Source organism: Shewanella dokdonensis (assembly GCF_018394335.1).
GTDB lineage: Bacteria > Pseudomonadota > Gammaproteobacteria > Enterobacterales > Shewanellaceae > Shewanella > Shewanella dokdonensis.
This window is the reverse complement of the sequence record NZ_CP074572.1, coordinates 3,327,491-3,342,528: the sequence shown is the minus strand read 5'-3', so window position 1 is coordinate 3,342,528 and position 15,038 is coordinate 3,327,491. Positions and strand designations below refer to the sequence as shown.

Below are 15,038 nucleotides of genomic sequence, written 5' to 3'. Positions count from 1 at the left end.
TTAGCTCTAGCCTGTTAATTTTTCCGTTAACAATTGCAATGACTGCTTATGCAACTGGCATACGCGGGATTCCGTTAGTCCCAGAGTCAAAGCTATCTCTTTCATGTTCAGTTCATGGGTGTAATACAACTGCAGTAGTAACTTATTGCGTGCCGGTAATAACCGCATCGCCTGGGCCAAGAGTCGCCGCTGCTCTAACCGCGCGATATCCCGGTTTTCTGACGCCATCGGGCCTTGTTGCTCCAGCAACAGCTCAAAGCTCTCGACGATTTCAGCCTGCTCCAGATAATGAAACTCCATCAGTTGCTTGGTGGAGATATCCAACGCCGCACATATTTCAGGTTCTTTCGGTTCCCGCCCCAGTTGGCTGCGTAATTGCCTTACGCCATCCCGGAAACGATGCGCCTCTTGCCGCGATTGCCGCGAACGCCAGTCAAGCCGCCGGAATTCATCGAGCATGGCGCCCCGAATATATTTGAAGGCGTAGGACTCAAATTGGTCGTCCTGATCGCGGCCATAACGGCGAATCGCTTTCAGCAATGCCATCAAGCCTATCTGCTGCAAATCATCCCGATCGGCAACCACGCCGATTTGGGTGCGCATATGCGCCACCACTCGCCGCACCAGATAGGCATAACGCTGCAAGGCCTCGTTTTCACGAGGCACTGGCACCGCATCTAACGGCTCTCCAGCGTTTTGCCAATCTCGAAGTGCAGACATAATGACCTTTACTTACTGCAAATAAACGTTAGTGATCAGCACCTGTTCTAGCTTGCTGTCGATCTTCTGAAGCTTCAGCGCTTCATTAAATTTCTGTAGCAAGGATTGCTGAACTTTACCCACATTTTCAAAGGCTTGTTTAGCCTGTTCCCGTGAGTAATTAGCAAAGTACTGCACCAGCACATTGCGCAGTACTGGAGACTGTTGTTCCAGTTGTGCCAAAAAGCTTGGTCATGCGTGGACAGGCTCAGCTCCAATACCAAATATCGTGAATAGTTCTCATCACTAACACTGGCGACAAAGCGCTTCATGGGATAAAACAGTATGGGATTTGCTGCAGCAGAGGTTTTCTCTGCATCTGACGATGAGGCACTTTTAGCGCTTTGGGTATAGTAGATGCCAGCACCAACACCTGCCGCCAACAACACCACCGCGAGAATAACGCCCAACACTACCTTCATCTATTTATCTCCTAAAAACATAAAATTACGCTTTTCTATTCAACCAGTCGCTCACCATAGATACAGGCTGAGTTTCGTCTTCCGTTAGCTGTAAATGGTTGACCATAATCTCTTCCTGCCAACCGGGTTGTGGCGACTGTTGTCCCTGTTGTGAATGGCGCTCGCCCGTCTGTACCAAGACTTCCCCGCCCAGCTTGTGAGCCAGCGAGGCTCTGAGTTGTTCAGCGGTCTGTAACACGGCATCTTTTACGGTGGCATGACTGGCATTGATATGAACTATCGTCCGGTCGCCATCGACACTGATCCGGATATCAATACTGCCGAGCCTTGGTGGGTCGAGGCGGATCTGGGCATTGTGAATTTTGCTGTCATATTGCAACTGCACTTTATCGCTGAGCAGGTTAACTAACTGCTGGCCTACTGCGGCGGATGTTGATGCACGCAGCTCAAGGACACTGGCACTGGCAACGTCATTGCCACCCGTATTTAGCATTGAGGTGGTAGGCATTACTCCGTTAACGCCGCCACTCACAACCGACGCATCAGTAACGCTGCGAGCCTGTCCAGAGGACGATATTGCCGCACTGGTCATTGCCTGCATTAATCCGGCAAAAGATTTCGCTCGGGCATCGGTTACGCTGGCGTTGCTGTTTGGTTCAGTGCCATTGCTACTCATGGTTTGCATGGTGAACGGTACTGTCGAATTAGCCATAGACGCCGTAACCGCAGGTGCTAATGTCGGTGTTTGCAAAGCGGCCGATGGGGTGGTATTCGCGCTATCACTGCCGAGCGTGACTGCAGGAACGGCAACTGTTGCAGCCACAGTGGTTGCCGTTGTTGTGGCTTGTGGTGTCACTATGGGGGCAAGGTGCTGTGGCCACATGGCAGCGCTGCCCAGCCGATTATCAAATAAAGGGTTTTGTGGCTGTTCAGCTGCGGAATCTGTGGTGGGCTGATCCTTATCGGCATCAAGGACGGGAGCGCTATCTGTGGTAATGCTAGCCGCATCCGCGGTTGTCTGCTCTGGCGCGACTGCCGTCAAGCTTGGCGGTAACACCGACTGCGCTTGCGCTGCCAATTCAGCAGCATTTGCGGTGGATTCATCCGTTTGAGAAGACGCTTGCGGCAATAGCAACAAACTGCCCGCCATACTGCTTGGCAAGTTGTTTTGTTGCTCATCAAAGGTAAGCGCTTGCAACAGCATCGGCTCGCTTGGGGCATCTGAGTTAGTCGGCGCAGGCGAGGTGATTTCGGGTAGCACAAAACTTCCGCCCTGCTGCTCGGCCGTATCTCCATCAGCCGTTATGCCTGCCACCAGATTTTTACTGACGCTCATGTCAGCGGTGCTGTTGCCCGCCAACATCACTGGCATTGCCATCACCATAAACGACCATCCATAGAAGCCTGATAGGCTTCCAGTCCCTCTTTGTCGGAAACATGGCGTTGCATCTTAGATTCCAGTTCATTCTTGGCAGCATCAATCTTTCCCAGCAGTTGTCGATACTGTCTGGCGATAATAGGCTGCAACTGTGCCTGCAGACCTTGATACTCGGGTTTATTGCATTCGTTGATTAACTGGACCATACGTTTATCAAGTGCACGAATGCGCTGCCACTGCCGATTAGCAACGGCAAGTTCCATCTCTTTTAACAGTGTTGATATCTGCTGTCGCAACTGTCTGGCTTCCTCTGCGCGCGGCACTTAATCTCTCCGTCTTTTGAGCTAGTTTGAATTCTTAGCTTGGCAATACAAATATCACGCCAACTTTATCATTATGATTTTCAATGATTTTTAATGCTTCGCATATGGCATACGGAAAGATATTTTCCGCAATAGGAAGTACGAGGAAATCACCCGGCTCATAAAAAAGCCACCGCTAACCGGTGGCTTATTACCGCGCAAAGAGTTAATTGAGCGACCCCAATCCTTTCCAGCCTTGCTGCAGATTGGTCATCACCGTTTTAACTGAATCGAGATAGCTGATGTCGTTACGAAAGCTAGCCTGCACCAGTGACTGACCACAATGCTGATAAAGCTGTGCCATGTTTTCGGCTAATTCACCACCATGTTCACGATCTAGTGAAGCCTCAAGGCCGCCAAGGATCCGTAACAGTCGTTCCACACTTTGGGCTTTGCGGTCAAATTTCTTGGCATTGATATGTCCCACCGCACGTTCTAGCTCATCCAGGAAACCATCAAATAACATCAACACTAGTTTATGCACATCGGCGCCAGCGGCTTTCCCTTCTACTGCGGTCTGCTGATACGCCGCATATCCCATATCCAACATCATTACCTCCGGAAAGCAAATTAACTTGAGAATGAAGACATACTGGATTCAAGCTGTGAAATGGTAATCTGCATCTGGGTAAACTGATTCAAATAACGCTGATACACCAGTTGCATCTTAGTATCAAAATCATCCTGTTTTTTGGAGACAGCATTCAGGCTGGATTGCAGATTATCCACTTTGGTCTTCAAAAACCAAAACGGTCAGAATAAGGCGCTAGCGATGTTTGCAGCTTGCTGACTAAACCGTTGTCACCCGTCAGCATCTTAGCCACTTGCTGAGAATCAGTATTCAACGCTTTATCGAGACGGTCACTATTGATCGCCAGCTTACCGTTACGGTCAAATTCTAAGCCGATAGAATACAAGGTCTTACTGTCAAAGGTACCTTGAAAACTACTGCGCATCAGCCGTTGTATATTTTTGGACATACTATCATTCTTAATGCCGTCATCGGTGAGTTTTGACATCAAGTTGTTATACTCGTCCACAATGTCTTGTAGATTTTCCTGCGTTTTTTCTGAGTCTTTAGCAACGTCAATTTTTACTGGGGTATCACCGCTAGCCTGAGCCTGCAGCAAGTCAATTTTCACCCCGTCAATCACGTTATCTAAGGTATTAGTCGCAGAAGTGATAGTAATCGCTGAGCTGGAACCCACCTGCACAATGGCGTCTTGCGCCGCGGTCAACTGTTGTGCCCCAGAAATAGCCGTGGCAAAAACAGCGCCGTTAGGATCGGTGCCAGCATTAAAATTCAAAGAGATCTGATTAGCTGCGCCAGTTTTATCGCTGGTCAGCAGCAAGAAGGTTTCACTGCCACTTTGCATTACGGTGGCATTAACGCCTGTGTTATCGGCACTGTTATTAATCGCGGATGCCACATCTGACAGCGTCGCAGTTGCAGGTAATGTCGATAAGTCCACCACAAATTCATCGCTACCGACGGTAATACCAAGGTCGCCATTGGTGGGCAGCACTTGTGCTGGATCAAAACTCATCGCCAGCTGATGGGCTTGTGCCACCTGCTGTACAAAAATCTGGTAAGAACCGGGTGCCGCAGAACCATCAACCGTGACGTTCATGGTATTGCTGCTAGAAACTTTAGCGGAACTGGCCAATAGGCCATCAGCACTAAAGTCTTTCAAATGACTGACAAAATCAGTTAATGATGACTGCAGTGATTGGAACGCTTTTAATGAGGTGTTGTAACTGTTGTATTGATTCTGTAACAGGGTGTCTTTAGCAGCCCGGTCAATGGCGGTGTATTGTTGAGCCAAGTAGGCTGGATCCAAACTGGTTGCCGAGCTTGTAGAAGTTGCCATCTTTTTCCGTCCTGAATAAAAACATCAGAGCGGCACATTAGTCACTAGTGTGCCGCTCCGTGGTATTGATTAACCGCGCAGCAGAGAAGCGATCATGCTGGTAGTACTGTTAGATACGCTCAGTACAGATACACCAGAGTTCATCAGCAACTGTTGCTTAGTCATGGCAGAAGTTTCTGCAGCATAGTCAGCATCCATCAGGTTAGATGCAGCAGCTTCAGTGTTCTGCTTCATGTTGGTCACGTTGTTAACAGTGTGATCCAAGCGGTTCATGTTAGCACCCAGTGCAGAACGAGCAGCCCCAATAGCATTAATCAGAGTGTCAATCTCACCCATAGAGGTTGAGGAATCACCCTGATTAGCTAATCCTGTAAGGTTAGTACCAATTGCACCTGTTATAGCGGTCAACTGACCAGAAATATCAACAGAAAGTGTTTCAGCAGTAGAAGCACCAACTTGGAATTTTACAGCACTTGCAAACTTACCACCGGTCAATAACTTAGTGTCAGCACCAAAAGATGTGTTATCCATAATACTAGTTAATTCTGAACTCAATGCCGAATATTCACTGTTCATTGCAGTGTACTCAGCGGAGCTGTTAGTACCGTTGGCAGCCTGAGTTGCCAGCTCTTTCATACGGTCAGCAATGTTAGTCATTTCATCAAACGCGCCTTCGGCAGTCTGCATCATAGACTGAGCATTGTTGGCGTTGTAGATAGCGGCTTTCTGACCAGTAGCCTGGGCATTCAAACGGTTAGCAATCTGCAGACCAGCGGCATCATCTTTAGCGGAGTTGATACGATAGCCGCTGCCCAAACGTTCCAGCGCTGTACTCAAGGCGCTGTTGGTACGGTTCAGCTGGTTCTGGATGGAAAGGGAAGCTGCATTAGATTGAATAGATAATGACATCACTGTTCTCCTTTAGAATCGATGTTCTCTAGAAATAAGCGACCCGCTCGCGACAGAACTGAAATTTATTTTTAGGTATTTTTTTAAATTTTAAAAATCATTAGAAAACAAACAGAAAACTAAAACAGTTGGCAGCGCTAGAGAACGAAAAGCAGAAGACAGTTGGTCGTTCAGGAAGAGGATTGATTGACCACTGCCTTCTGCACAAACTTAACGGCCAGAAGATAAACTGAATGACACCAGATTACGGGTGATATTGGCCTGAGATACCAGAATGGATACTGCATTTTGATCTGGCTGATTAAGGATCTGCTGCACCTGTTGTGTCAGTTCCTGCAACTCAGTTTCGCCAGCAGGCGAGCGCTGGATCTGCTGTAATCGCTGTAATATCTGTTGCCGTTGGTTTTCAATATTTTGTAGTGAAGCACGGATGGATCTTTGCAGCTGAGCTATCTGCTGCTGATATGCCTCATTCGCAGTATTTTGAGTTTGCGCTAGCTGCTGCAACTTATCTAAGGCATGGGGTTCTTCATTGAGACTGACCGATACCGGATTACCGGCCGCGATCCGTACCCCTTGCCCATCATTAGCCAAGGTTCCTTCAAGGCCGAAGAAGCCTCTTTTGACGCGCTAAACAACAGTGTATCCCGCTCTGAAACGCCCACAGAAATATCCTGTCCAGCAAAGGCTTGTTGCAGAGTCGAGAGATTAGCCGACTTATTAGCATAAGCTGGTAACGAAAACGATACCGCTTTACCACTGCGGCCCATGACAATACTGACCTGCTCATCTAGGGCTTTAGCGGACAACAAATCGACCTTGTTAGTCAGTTCACGGGTAACAGACTGAACGGCGGGGTCACTGCTACGCAATTTACCATTGACACCACCTTGTTGTAGTAGTGCCTTCATCTGGCTGACCGCGCTGGCGACTTGGGATTGAACCGCTCCCTTAGATCCCTTATTAGGGGCCTGTTGATTAATTCTGCTGCTGAGGGCTCGCAACTGATATGACAGTTGCTTCAAGGTGCGGGCCGACTGCTCACTGTTACCCATCGATTTGGTTACGGTAGCCAACGCGACCCACCGCGACAAGACTTGATGCTGACTGCCTTTTTCAGCGGTTACCGTAGCCGCTTTATTGTCAGTTGTTGTTTGTTGACCAGCATCATTAACGGCAGCCGATGTTACCCGGTTTTCTTGAAGTCGCTGGGTATCACTGATAGCGGAAGTATTGGTGACTAACATGGCGTGTTATCAGAGCATCGAAAACAAAGACAATTGGCTGACACGGTTGTATACCTTCAGCGTTGATTCATAGGAAGCCACAGTCTCGTTCAACTTCACATAAGTTTGTGCATAGTCGACCTGACTGATGTCATCCCTGAGCCCTTGGGTATATACGGCAATATCATCATTGCCCTGTTTGATCGACTCAGGGAGGCACGTGTGGCCCCAATTTTCGTCAACTGATCCGTAACACCCTGCAAAAAGCTGTTAATGCCATCCATCATGTTTCTGGATTCATCGCCAATAGTGGCATTGCCCGGATCTGTGTTCAACAGCGTCAGATAATCCTGCATCTGGTTGAGAAAGCTGGCACCCGGATCAATATCACTACCGACCACATTACTGATAACCTTGGAGTCAGAGGAAACCGCCACCTGCCGAATATTGCTATCCCCCTGATACTGATATTGCCCCGAGAGATCTTTCTGAAATGGCATCACATTGGTCAGACTGCCGGAAAAATAATAGCGACCATCGCCATCTGTGGTATTAAGCAAATCAACGATGGCCGGGAATAACACCCCCATCTGCTGCCCTAGCGCGGTAATTTCTGTCTCGCCCATGGAACCATCGGCCGCGGTAGTGGTCATTTCCTGCAAGCTATTTAGGATATTCACCGCGCTGGAGAGCTGGGTTTCCTGCTGGCCTAAGGTGTATTCCACATCGTTCATGTTGGACTGATACTGTTTGATGGAACTCAGTTCGCTATCCAGCGTCAGTAACATTACTGAGCCAAGTGGATCATCCGAGGGCTTGGTTATCCGCTGATTATTGAACAGTTGTACTGATAAACGGTTATAGTCAGCGGTGCCCTGGTTGATAGTACGAATGATATTTTGCTGATATAGATGTGAACTGACTCTCATCGCGCTTCCTTAGAACATGGCCAACAGGGTTTTAAAGGTTTCATCAGCCACAGAAATCACTTTGGCATTGGCCTGATACATCTGCTGGTAGAAAAGGATGTTGGATGCTTCTTCATCCTTATTGACACCACTGAGATTATCTCGGGTCTGCAAGGCATTATCATTGAGTGCCTGTGCAGTTTTTACACTACTTTGATTTTCATTACTCTTTGAAGCCAAACGGCCAATGAGCAGTGAGTAGTCGGCTGATTGGTTGTCAAACACGTCAATCAGATTCGCAATATTACTGTTATCACCTACACCACCAGCGGGCACCCAGTTGCCACCACCATCGTCTTTACCCCCAATAAATGCCAGCGAATCAATATTGATGCTGTCACTGACGGCAAATGTGCCTAGGGGATCGTTGGCATCGTAGCTAAACAGTGGCGCCCCAGGGTTACCATTTAGATCAAACCCCTGTGCTAAAACACCATTTACATCATCACTCAGTTGGCTCAGCATGCTATTGAGGCTGGCAACGGTAGGCTGCAATACATCTGTATCGGCGGAGATCAAACCGCCCATCTTACCGCCAATATTGTCGGTCAGACGAAATACCTGCTTGCCTAATGTCAGTGAGACCTCAGTACCGTTTACCGCTAACTCGGCCGCTTGAGTACCGATCAATAACGGTGCCCCACTCATAGTAGCAATATCTAACGTGCCATCATCACGGCTGGTAGTGGCTATGCCAATGTAAGATGACAGCTGGGTAACCAGTAATTCACGGTTATCCTCTAACTCTGCGGTAGGTTCGCCTTTGGCCACGGCGATCGCAACGCGGTCATTATAATCGGCCAGTTTGCGCAGCGTATAACCGATACTGGAAGCGGTCTGCGTCATCTCTTTGCTGAGCTTCTCGCGCTGATCGGTCAAAGCGCCATTGATCTGCGACATCTTATTAACTAAGGCATCGGCACTGGACAACACCTCTTGCCGATAGGCCCGCGATTCGGGCGCTGCCAGTGCGGAGTTCAGTGCACCGGTTAACTGACTGATGGCATCATTAAAATTAAGCGAGCTGGTTCCCATCAGTTCTTCGGCATACCCGAGATAACTCTGCAAACCATTGTAATAAGCCAGATCAGAACTGGTGCGCCAGATGTCATCGTTATAAAAACTATTCACTACCCGATCGACATTGCTGACTTTTACCCCATTCAGGTTACCCTGGGCCGTGGCAAATTGGACAGCCTGACGGCTATACCCTTCAGTCGCCAAATTGGCAACATTGTGACCACTGACAGACAGCGCTGTATTGGCGGCGTTTAGTCCGGATAAGGCATTGGACAGCAGTCCTGACATCTCACTAACTCCCCGAGTTGATTCCACTGGCGTTCAAAGGCTGAGAAAACGCGTTTCCTTCTAATGTAGGAGCGACCGTTTTTTCTGGTTCCTTAAATTTATTTTCCAAGGAGTGCAGTTGCCCACCTATCTGCGCCACCATTTTTTCCGCTAATCCTATTTGGCCTGAGGCGGCCAAGGACTGAGAAATCTGGGCATTGTAGATATCCTGATACATCCGCTGTTCACGGCTGGCAAACATGCCATCATCACCGCTGATCGCGGCCGTGGCACTGTTCATGTTTTTCAAAACCAACTGCAGAAATATCGCCTCGAACTGCTCAGAGGCTTGCTGCAAACCATCGGCTTCAGAAAGATTGCTATAAATCTGATTCACCTGCGCCGGATCAATGGCCAGAGACTGATTCAAGGCGGGGAAATTGGGCTACTCATCATCACTATTCCTACTAAATCACCACCAGATCGGCTTCCAGTGCCCCGGCTTTATCGAGCCCCATCAGAATTGACATCAATTCGGCTGGGGTGGCTCCCAAGGCATTCACGGCCTGGACGATAGTCTCCAGCGAAGTCCCCTCAGGGAACAGCATCATATTGTGCCGTTGCTGGTCAACATTGACATCACTGGCATTGACCGGCACCGTTGTGCCGTTAGAAAACGGTGCCGGCTGAATAGCCCCTTGCCGCTCGCTAATGGTAATGGTCAAACTGCCGTGAGTAACGGCGGCCTTGCGTACCCGCACCATATCGTTGATGACCACAGTGCCAGTACGGCTGTTGAAAATGACTTTAGGTCGCTGACTGCCCAGTTCCACTCGGATATCCTGCAACATCGACATAAAGGTGTTGAAATTATTGGGATCGCGCGGCGCACTTAGCTTCAGTTTGCCCCAGTTTTCGGCTTGTGCAACGCCTGGCCCAAACTCCTTATTGATCGCCGTGACAATATTACGGGCGGTTTTGTAGTTGGGGTCTTTCAGATTTAGCACCACTTCACCGGAATCCCGGCTGCGGCCAAGAATGGCACGTTCAACCGTTGCGCCATTGGGAATGATCCCCGCAGTGGGCACGTTGACGGTAACCGATGATCCGGTATTGCCAGAAGCATTAACCCCGCCGACCACCAGATTCCCCTGTGCCAAGGCGTAAACCTTGCCATCAATACCACGCAGCGGCGTCATCACCAAGCTGCCCCCTAATAGGCTTTTGGCGTCACCTAAGGAATTTACGGTAACATCGATCAGCTGCCCAGGGCTGCTGTCTGGTGGCAAGGTTGCCTGCACAATCACCGCCGCGATGTTTTTGGTGCGCGGTAAGTTACTGTCGTCCATCTTGACGCCAAACTGCTTCAGCATGTTATTCAAGGACTGCCCAGCAAACTTAATCTGCGATTTATCACCAGAGCCCGCCAGGCCGACCACCAAGCCGTATCCCACCAATTGATTGTCACGCACCCCTGCACATCCACCAAGTCCAGTAGTGCTCGACTGGCAGCAAACAGGCTGGGAGATAACAGCGTCAGCAGCAGGCTCAAGAGAAGTTTTCTTGCCATGACATCTTTGCCTTAAAACGGATTGAGATAACGGGTAAACAGCTTAGTTAGCCAACCCGGTTCGGATGCATCTGCCAGCGTGCCACTGCCTTCATAACTGATGGAGGCCTCGGCAATCCGCTGTGATGATATCTGGTTAGTAACATCAATATCCTCTGGGCGTACTACCCCAGAGAGTTCCAGATATTCATCCCCTTGATTCAGTCGGATCTGCTTGCGACCTTTGATGCGCAGAGCTCCATTAGATAAGACTTCCGTTACTCTCACAGAGATATAGCCGCTCAGCGAATTCTGCTGATTGGCACTGCTCTGCCCAGAAAAACTGGTGGAAGAGTTGGTCTGCAACGCCATATCGTTGGTATTGAGCGTTCCCACTAAAGGCACGCCCACATCCCAACTGCTGTCTTTCCCTAACGAAGAGTCGGCACTCTTGCTGGACATGGTGCGCTCAGCCAGTACCACAGTTAATATGTCACCAACAGAATAGGCACGTTTATCAGAGAACAGGGTAAACATGTAATAGTCACTGTATAACCCGCCTTCCTGATGGTTGACCAGTTGTCCATTATCCCGCGCATTATCATCGTTATTGGCGGCATTGCTCTGCGGATCATTGTCGGGCGGAGTGCTACTGCAAGCGCCCAGCAATAACGTGATAAACAGAAGTAAAAAACGCATAGGCATCACATACTCTGGTTGACAAAACGCAGCATTTCATCGGCGGCAGAGACCACTTTGGCATTCATTTCATAGGCCCGTTGCACGGCGATCATATCGACCATTTCATCCACCACCTTAACGTTGGAACCTTCTACCGTATATTGCTGTAGTTGCCCCAAAGCATCTTCGCCAGGCACCCCTTCGGTCGCTTCACCAGAGGCCGCAGTAGCGCGGTACAGATTGCCACCCAGCGCTTCCAAGCCGGCTGGATTAACAAAGTTTACGGTAAGGATTTGCCCAAGTTCTTGAGGTTGATTGTCACCAGCTACCACGGCGGTCACAGTGCCATCTTTACCTATGGTTACCTTAGTGGTATTTGCTGGCACGGTAATGTTCTGTGACAGTGGCAAACCGTCACTGTTCACCATCACGGAATCCGAGTTCAACTGGAACTGGCCATTACGGGTATACAGGGTTTCGCCGTCCGGGCTGTCTATCTGGAAAAAACCTTGTCCAGTGATAGCGATATCCAGTGGATTATCAGTGGTTTCAGAGGGGCCTTCGGTAAACTGTTTCTGTGTCCCATTCACGCGGACACCGGTTCCCAACTGCAATCCGGCCGGAATTTCATTCAGCGCATCGGCCTGGGTTCCCGGCTGACGCTGCACCTGATAAAACAGATCCTGAAACATCGCCCGGTCTTTTTAAAGCCAACAGTACTGACGTTTGCCAAGTTGTTGGAAATAGTGGTCATACGCAGATCTTGAGCTTCCAGACCCGTTTTGCTGACCCACAGTGCTGAGTTCATGCGGTAAAACTCCTTTTGCTATCGCTTATGCTTCGCCACGAATTAATCGATCACCAGAGCTAGACAGCTCTTCAGCAACCTTCATCATTTTGACATTCATCTCAAACTGGCGGCTGATGTTCATGGTTTTGACCATCTGTTCCACCGCATTGACGTTAGAACCTTCCAGTTTGCCGCTCACCAAGGTCACGGCCTCATCCCGATTGAGTTGCTGGCCATTGCTGTCGCGCAGCAATCCATCGCTGCCTTTCACCAGATTGCCATTAGCGCTGACCAGCTTGATCTGCGCCTCTTGAGCAATCAAACCACCGCCAACGGGAGTGAGGTTGATGGTGCCATCGGGGCTGATATCAATATCGCCAAATTGCGGTAACTGGATGGGGCCACCACCCTCCCCCAACACCTGCAGGCCATTTACCCGCAAAAAGCCGTCACCATCCACCTGCAGATTACCCGCGCGGGTATAGGCTTCATTACCACCGGCATCCTGCACGGCCAGATAACCGGACTCACTCAAGGCCACATCCAGCTTACGCCCAGTGTCCATCACCGGCCCTTGAGCCAAGCTGGTCACCACTGGCGTCAGTTGTGCCTGATAACGAGTACGAAAACCATCGCCGCCCACCATCATCGACTGCGCCTGTTCCAGGTCGGCCCGGAAGCCAGCAGTGTTGACATTCGCTAGGTTGTTTGCCACCACCTGCAAGGCTTTGTTATTCAGTTCCGCCCCAGAAACGGCGGTATAGATCAAGCGTTCCATCTAGGGTGAACTCCTCTAGACCGCATTAAACAGCACCTGCATCATGTCGCTCGCAGTGCTGATGGTTTTCGCGTTGGCCTGATAGTTTTGTTGGAACGAGATCAAGTCGACCAATTGATCGCTGATATTGACGTTTGACGCCATGTACTGCCCAGACAGCAGTTGTCCAACCGTTCCGTTATCAGCCGTGGTATACAGCGGGCTACCAGACTCAGAAGTGCCATACCACACGGTATTGTCACCTTGTTCCAAGCCGTCCACGTTAGCGAAAGTAGCCAGTACCAATTGCCCTTGCAATTTAGATTCGCCATTGGTGAAAGTGGCGTACAGCTTGCCATCATCATCCACTGTTACACCGTTGAATTCACCTGAGGTATAACCGTTGGCATCATTGGTGTACATGGCAAAACCACTACCAAACTGGGTGCTTTGTTTCATGTCGATAGTCAGGCTGACATCCCCGGCACCGTTAGGATTACCATCGGCATCCAGCGGACTAAACGTCAGTTGCACGCGCCGCATATTGTAAGGGTCGGTGCTATTACTGTCGGCAACTGCGCCGGGAGTAAAAGTGCCATCGAGTGGCAACATCTGACCATCGGTATCAAATGTCATGGTCACCACACCTGCCGAAACATTAGCCCCATCCACGCTCACATCTTGAGAGCCAACAGTTGCACTGCCAGGTAACCCCAGTTGCGCCGCGGTTAATGGTTGACCATCCACAAAGTACATGGTCTGCCATTGGTTAGCACCGGTATGGTTGTAATACTGAGTCAGTACGTGGCTGTTACCGAGCGAGTCGTACAGTTCAGTAGACTGTGAAAAGTTATAAGCAGAGCCATTGGTGGGGTCAAAGCTGTCTGGCGCCGCTGGGTAAGGAATAACATCACTGGCGGAGCTGAAATTACCAGAAAAATTCAGCAAATCAGATGATTGTGCCGGAATATTGCTGCCTTCAATCTTAAGATCGGTGAGAACCCCAGGCACAATGTTTGGTTCAGCGGCATCGTCCACACCATAGCCTTGCAGTTTGGCACCATTGCTATTGGTGATGTAGAGCTGATCATTTAGACCGAACTGCCCCGCTTGGGTGTAGGCCTCACGGCCGTTCGCCGCAATAACGAAGAAGCCTTTTCCGGTAATGGCCATATCCAGATCTTTATCGGTTCTGACCAAATCACCCGGCTTGGTAAAATCTTCTTTGATATCCGCGACTTTTACCCCACCACGCTGACCGCCGTTATATACCGCGGCAAACTCGGTGCTCCCCGTCTTAAAGCCTGACGTTGACGAGTTGGAAATATTGTTACTGGTAACTTCCAGCGCGGTCTGAGTGCTTTTCAGGCCACTCAGGCCAATTTGAAACATCGACATAACTCGCTTCCTTAATGGTTAACTCTGAGTGACTAACTGATTGATATCAGACAGATTAAAATTACCTAAGCCATTTACCTGCAACAAAATATCATCCGCAGATTGCCCCACGGATACCCGCTCGACCTGGCCACTTAGCCAAGGTTGCAGGTTAGCGGTAAGGCCATTGGACTTGGCATAAACCTTGACGGTGTACACACCCGCATCTTGATCATCAAATTGGAAATCCAGGGTTCCCTGCCCACTGTAGGGCAATTGCTGCTGCTCAATAAGTTCGCCATCGGCGTTATAGAGCTGGGCGGTAACAGAGTCCACCGCCGTTGGCAGATTCACCTGTCCTTTAATATTCCCAGGCTGTTCCAGCACTTGAGAACTGCTCTGCACATTGACATCCGTCCCAACCAATTTGGTGGCTTCCAGCACCTGCAATGTATTCAGTGAAGTCTGATTAGCCGCGGTGTTTTGCTTAATGCTTTGCAGCGACTCTAAGCTACTGAACTGGGCCAACTGGCTAACAAACTGAGTACCATCCTGTGGATTTAACGGATTCTGATGACTTATCTGTGCCACCAACAGGTTAAGAAACATGTTGGAAAGATCTTCACCATTGCTCGCAATCACCGGATTACTACTGCTGCTATTGGCAGTCGATGCTGCGGAATTTACGCTATCAACACTCAT

The 15,038-nt window shown here is 49.5% G+C and carries 17 protein-coding genes and 2 pseudogenes; all 19 read right to left on the bottom strand.

What is annotated here, in order from left to right:
* Nucleotides 1–6: 6 nt before the first annotated feature.
* Nucleotides 7–720: a FliA/WhiG family RNA polymerase sigma factor gene (locus KHX94_RS16110; protein WP_213681396.1), complete on the bottom strand. Its 714-nt coding sequence runs from the start codon at nt 718–720 to the stop codon at nt 7–9.
* Nucleotides 721–732: 12 nt separating this feature from the next.
* Nucleotides 733–942 carry a flagellar basal body-associated FliL family protein gene (locus KHX94_RS16105; protein ID WP_213681395.1) on the bottom strand — a complete coding sequence of 70 codons (210 nt, stop codon included), beginning with the start codon at nt 940–942 and terminating at the stop codon, nt 733–735.
* Nucleotides 943–1,206: 264 nt separating this feature from the next.
* Nucleotides 1,207–2,565 (bottom strand): flagellar hook-length control protein FliK, encoded by a 1,359-nt coding sequence (locus tag KHX94_RS16100; RefSeq protein WP_213681394.1) that lies wholly within the window; start codon nt 2,563–2,565, stop codon nt 1,207–1,209.
* The gene (locus KHX94_RS16095; protein ID WP_213681393.1) at nt 2,559–2,882 is read right to left on the bottom strand and encodes a hypothetical protein; all 324 of its coding nucleotides are present in this window, start codon (nt 2,880–2,882) and stop codon (nt 2,559–2,561) included. The genes KHX94_RS16100 and KHX94_RS16095 overlap by 7 nt, the downstream gene beginning before the upstream one ends.
* Nucleotides 2,883–3,087: 205 nt before the next feature.
* Nucleotides 3,088–3,474: a flagellar export chaperone FliS gene (gene fliS, locus KHX94_RS16090; RefSeq protein ID WP_244859200.1), complete on the bottom strand. Its 387-nt coding sequence runs from the start codon at nt 3,472–3,474 to the stop codon at nt 3,088–3,090.
* Between the two features lie 17 nt (nt 3,475–3,491).
* A complete protein-coding gene (locus tag KHX94_RS16085; RefSeq protein ID WP_213681392.1) occupies nt 3,492–3,650 on the bottom strand; it encodes a hypothetical protein in 159 nt (52 codons plus the stop codon).
* Nucleotides 3,651–3,658: 8 nt separating this feature from the next.
* The gene (gene fliD, locus KHX94_RS16080; RefSeq protein WP_213681391.1) at nt 3,659–4,792 is read right to left on the bottom strand and encodes a flagellar filament capping protein FliD; all 1,134 of its coding nucleotides are present in this window, start codon (nt 4,790–4,792) and stop codon (nt 3,659–3,661) included.
* Between the two features lie 69 nt (nt 4,793–4,861).
* The gene (locus KHX94_RS16075; protein ID WP_213681390.1) at nt 4,862–5,701 is read right to left on the bottom strand and encodes a flagellin N-terminal helical domain-containing protein; all 840 of its coding nucleotides are present in this window, start codon (nt 5,699–5,701) and stop codon (nt 4,862–4,864) included.
* 210 nt (nt 5,702–5,911) lie between these two features.
* On the bottom strand, nt 5,912–6,295 hold the full coding sequence (locus KHX94_RS16070; protein WP_213681389.1) for a hypothetical protein: 384 nt from the start codon (nt 6,293–6,295) through the stop codon (nt 5,912–5,914).
* Nucleotides 6,214–6,948 (bottom strand): hypothetical protein, encoded by a 735-nt coding sequence (locus tag KHX94_RS16065; RefSeq protein ID WP_213681388.1) that lies wholly within the window; start codon nt 6,946–6,948, stop codon nt 6,214–6,216. The genes KHX94_RS16070 and KHX94_RS16065 overlap by 82 nt, the downstream gene beginning before the upstream one ends.
* 95 nt (nt 6,949–7,043) lie before the next feature.
* A complete protein-coding gene (gene flgL, locus KHX94_RS16060; protein ID WP_244859199.1) occupies nt 7,044–7,856 on the bottom strand; it encodes a flagellar hook-associated protein FlgL in 813 nt (270 codons plus the stop codon).
* Nucleotides 7,857–7,865: 9 nt separating this feature from the next.
* On the bottom strand, nt 7,866–9,203 hold the full coding sequence (flgK, locus tag KHX94_RS16055; RefSeq protein ID WP_213681387.1) for a flagellar hook-associated protein FlgK: 1,338 nt from the start codon (nt 9,201–9,203) through the stop codon (nt 7,866–7,868).
* Between the two features lie 4 nt (nt 9,204–9,207).
* On the bottom strand, nt 9,208–9,612 hold the full coding sequence (locus KHX94_RS16050) for a rod-binding protein (RefSeq protein ID WP_213681386.1): 405 nt from the start codon (nt 9,610–9,612) through the stop codon (nt 9,208–9,210).
* Nucleotides 9,613–9,649: 37 nt separating this feature from the next.
* Nucleotides 9,650–10,752: pseudogene (locus KHX94_RS16045) on the bottom strand (flagellar basal body P-ring protein FlgI).
* Nucleotides 10,753–10,764: 12 nt separating this feature from the next.
* On the bottom strand, nt 10,765–11,430 hold the full coding sequence (locus tag KHX94_RS16040) for a flagellar basal body L-ring protein FlgH (protein ID WP_244859198.1): 666 nt from the start codon (nt 11,428–11,430) through the stop codon (nt 10,765–10,767).
* A 5-nt stretch (nt 11,431–11,435) separates the two neighbouring features.
* Nucleotides 11,436–12,220 (bottom strand): annotated as a pseudogene (gene flgG, locus KHX94_RS16035) (flagellar basal-body rod protein FlgG).
* A 25-nt stretch (nt 12,221–12,245) separates the two neighbouring features.
* A complete protein-coding gene (locus KHX94_RS16030; RefSeq protein ID WP_213681384.1) occupies nt 12,246–12,980 on the bottom strand; it encodes a flagellar basal body rod protein FlgF in 735 nt (244 codons plus the stop codon).
* A 15-nt stretch (nt 12,981–12,995) separates the two neighbouring features.
* Entirely contained in the window at nt 12,996–14,357 is a 1,362-nt protein-coding gene (locus KHX94_RS16025) for a flagellar hook-basal body complex protein (RefSeq protein WP_213681383.1), read from the bottom strand.
* A gap of 18 nt (nt 14,358–14,375) precedes the next feature.
* Complete coding sequence (locus tag KHX94_RS16020) at nt 14,376–15,038, bottom strand: flagellar hook assembly protein FlgD (RefSeq protein WP_213681382.1); 663 nt, start codon at nt 15,036–15,038, stop codon at nt 14,376–14,378.

Excerpts from the sequence above, each read along its gene's own strand:
- KHX94_RS16110 (WP_213681396.1), bottom strand. The coding sequence starts at position 720 with ATGTCTGCACTTCGAGATTGGCAAAACGCTGGAGAGCCGTTAGATGCG.
- KHX94_RS16100 (WP_213681394.1), bottom strand. The coding sequence starts at position 2,565 with ATGGTGATGGCAATGCCAGTGATGTTGGCGGGCAACAGCACCGCTGAC.
- fliS (WP_244859200.1), bottom strand. The coding sequence starts at position 3,474 with ATGATGTTGGATATGGGATATGCGGCGTATCAGCAGACCGCAGTAGAA.
- fliD (WP_213681391.1), bottom strand. The coding sequence starts at position 4,792 with ATGGCAACTTCTACAAGCTCGGCAACCAGTTTGGATCCAGCCTACTTG.
- KHX94_RS16075 (WP_213681390.1), bottom strand. The coding sequence starts at position 5,701 with ATGTCATTATCTATTCAATCTAATGCAGCTTCCCTTTCCATCCAGAAC.
- KHX94_RS16065 (WP_213681388.1), bottom strand. The coding sequence starts at position 6,948 with ATGTTAGTCACCAATACTTCCGCTATCAGTGATACCCAGCGACTTCAA.
- flgL (WP_244859199.1), bottom strand. The coding sequence starts at position 7,856 with ATGAGAGTCAGTTCACATCTATATCAGCAAAATATCATTCGTACTATC.
- flgK (WP_213681387.1), bottom strand. The coding sequence starts at position 9,203 with ATGTCAGGACTGCTGTCCAATGCCTTATCCGGACTAAACGCCGCCAAT.
- KHX94_RS16040 (WP_244859198.1), bottom strand. The coding sequence starts at position 11,430 with ATGCGTTTTTTACTTCTGTTTATCACGTTATTGCTGGGCGCTTGCAGT.
- KHX94_RS16030 (WP_213681384.1), bottom strand. The coding sequence starts at position 12,980 with ATGGAACGCTTGATCTATACCGCCGTTTCTGGGGCGGAACTGAATAAC.
- KHX94_RS16025 (WP_213681383.1), bottom strand. The coding sequence starts at position 14,357 with ATGTCGATGTTTCAAATTGGCCTGAGTGGCCTGAAAAGCACTCAGACC.
- KHX94_RS16020 (WP_213681382.1), bottom strand. The coding sequence starts at position 15,038 with ATGAGTGTTGATAGCGTAAATTCCGCAGCATCGACTGCCAATAGCAGC.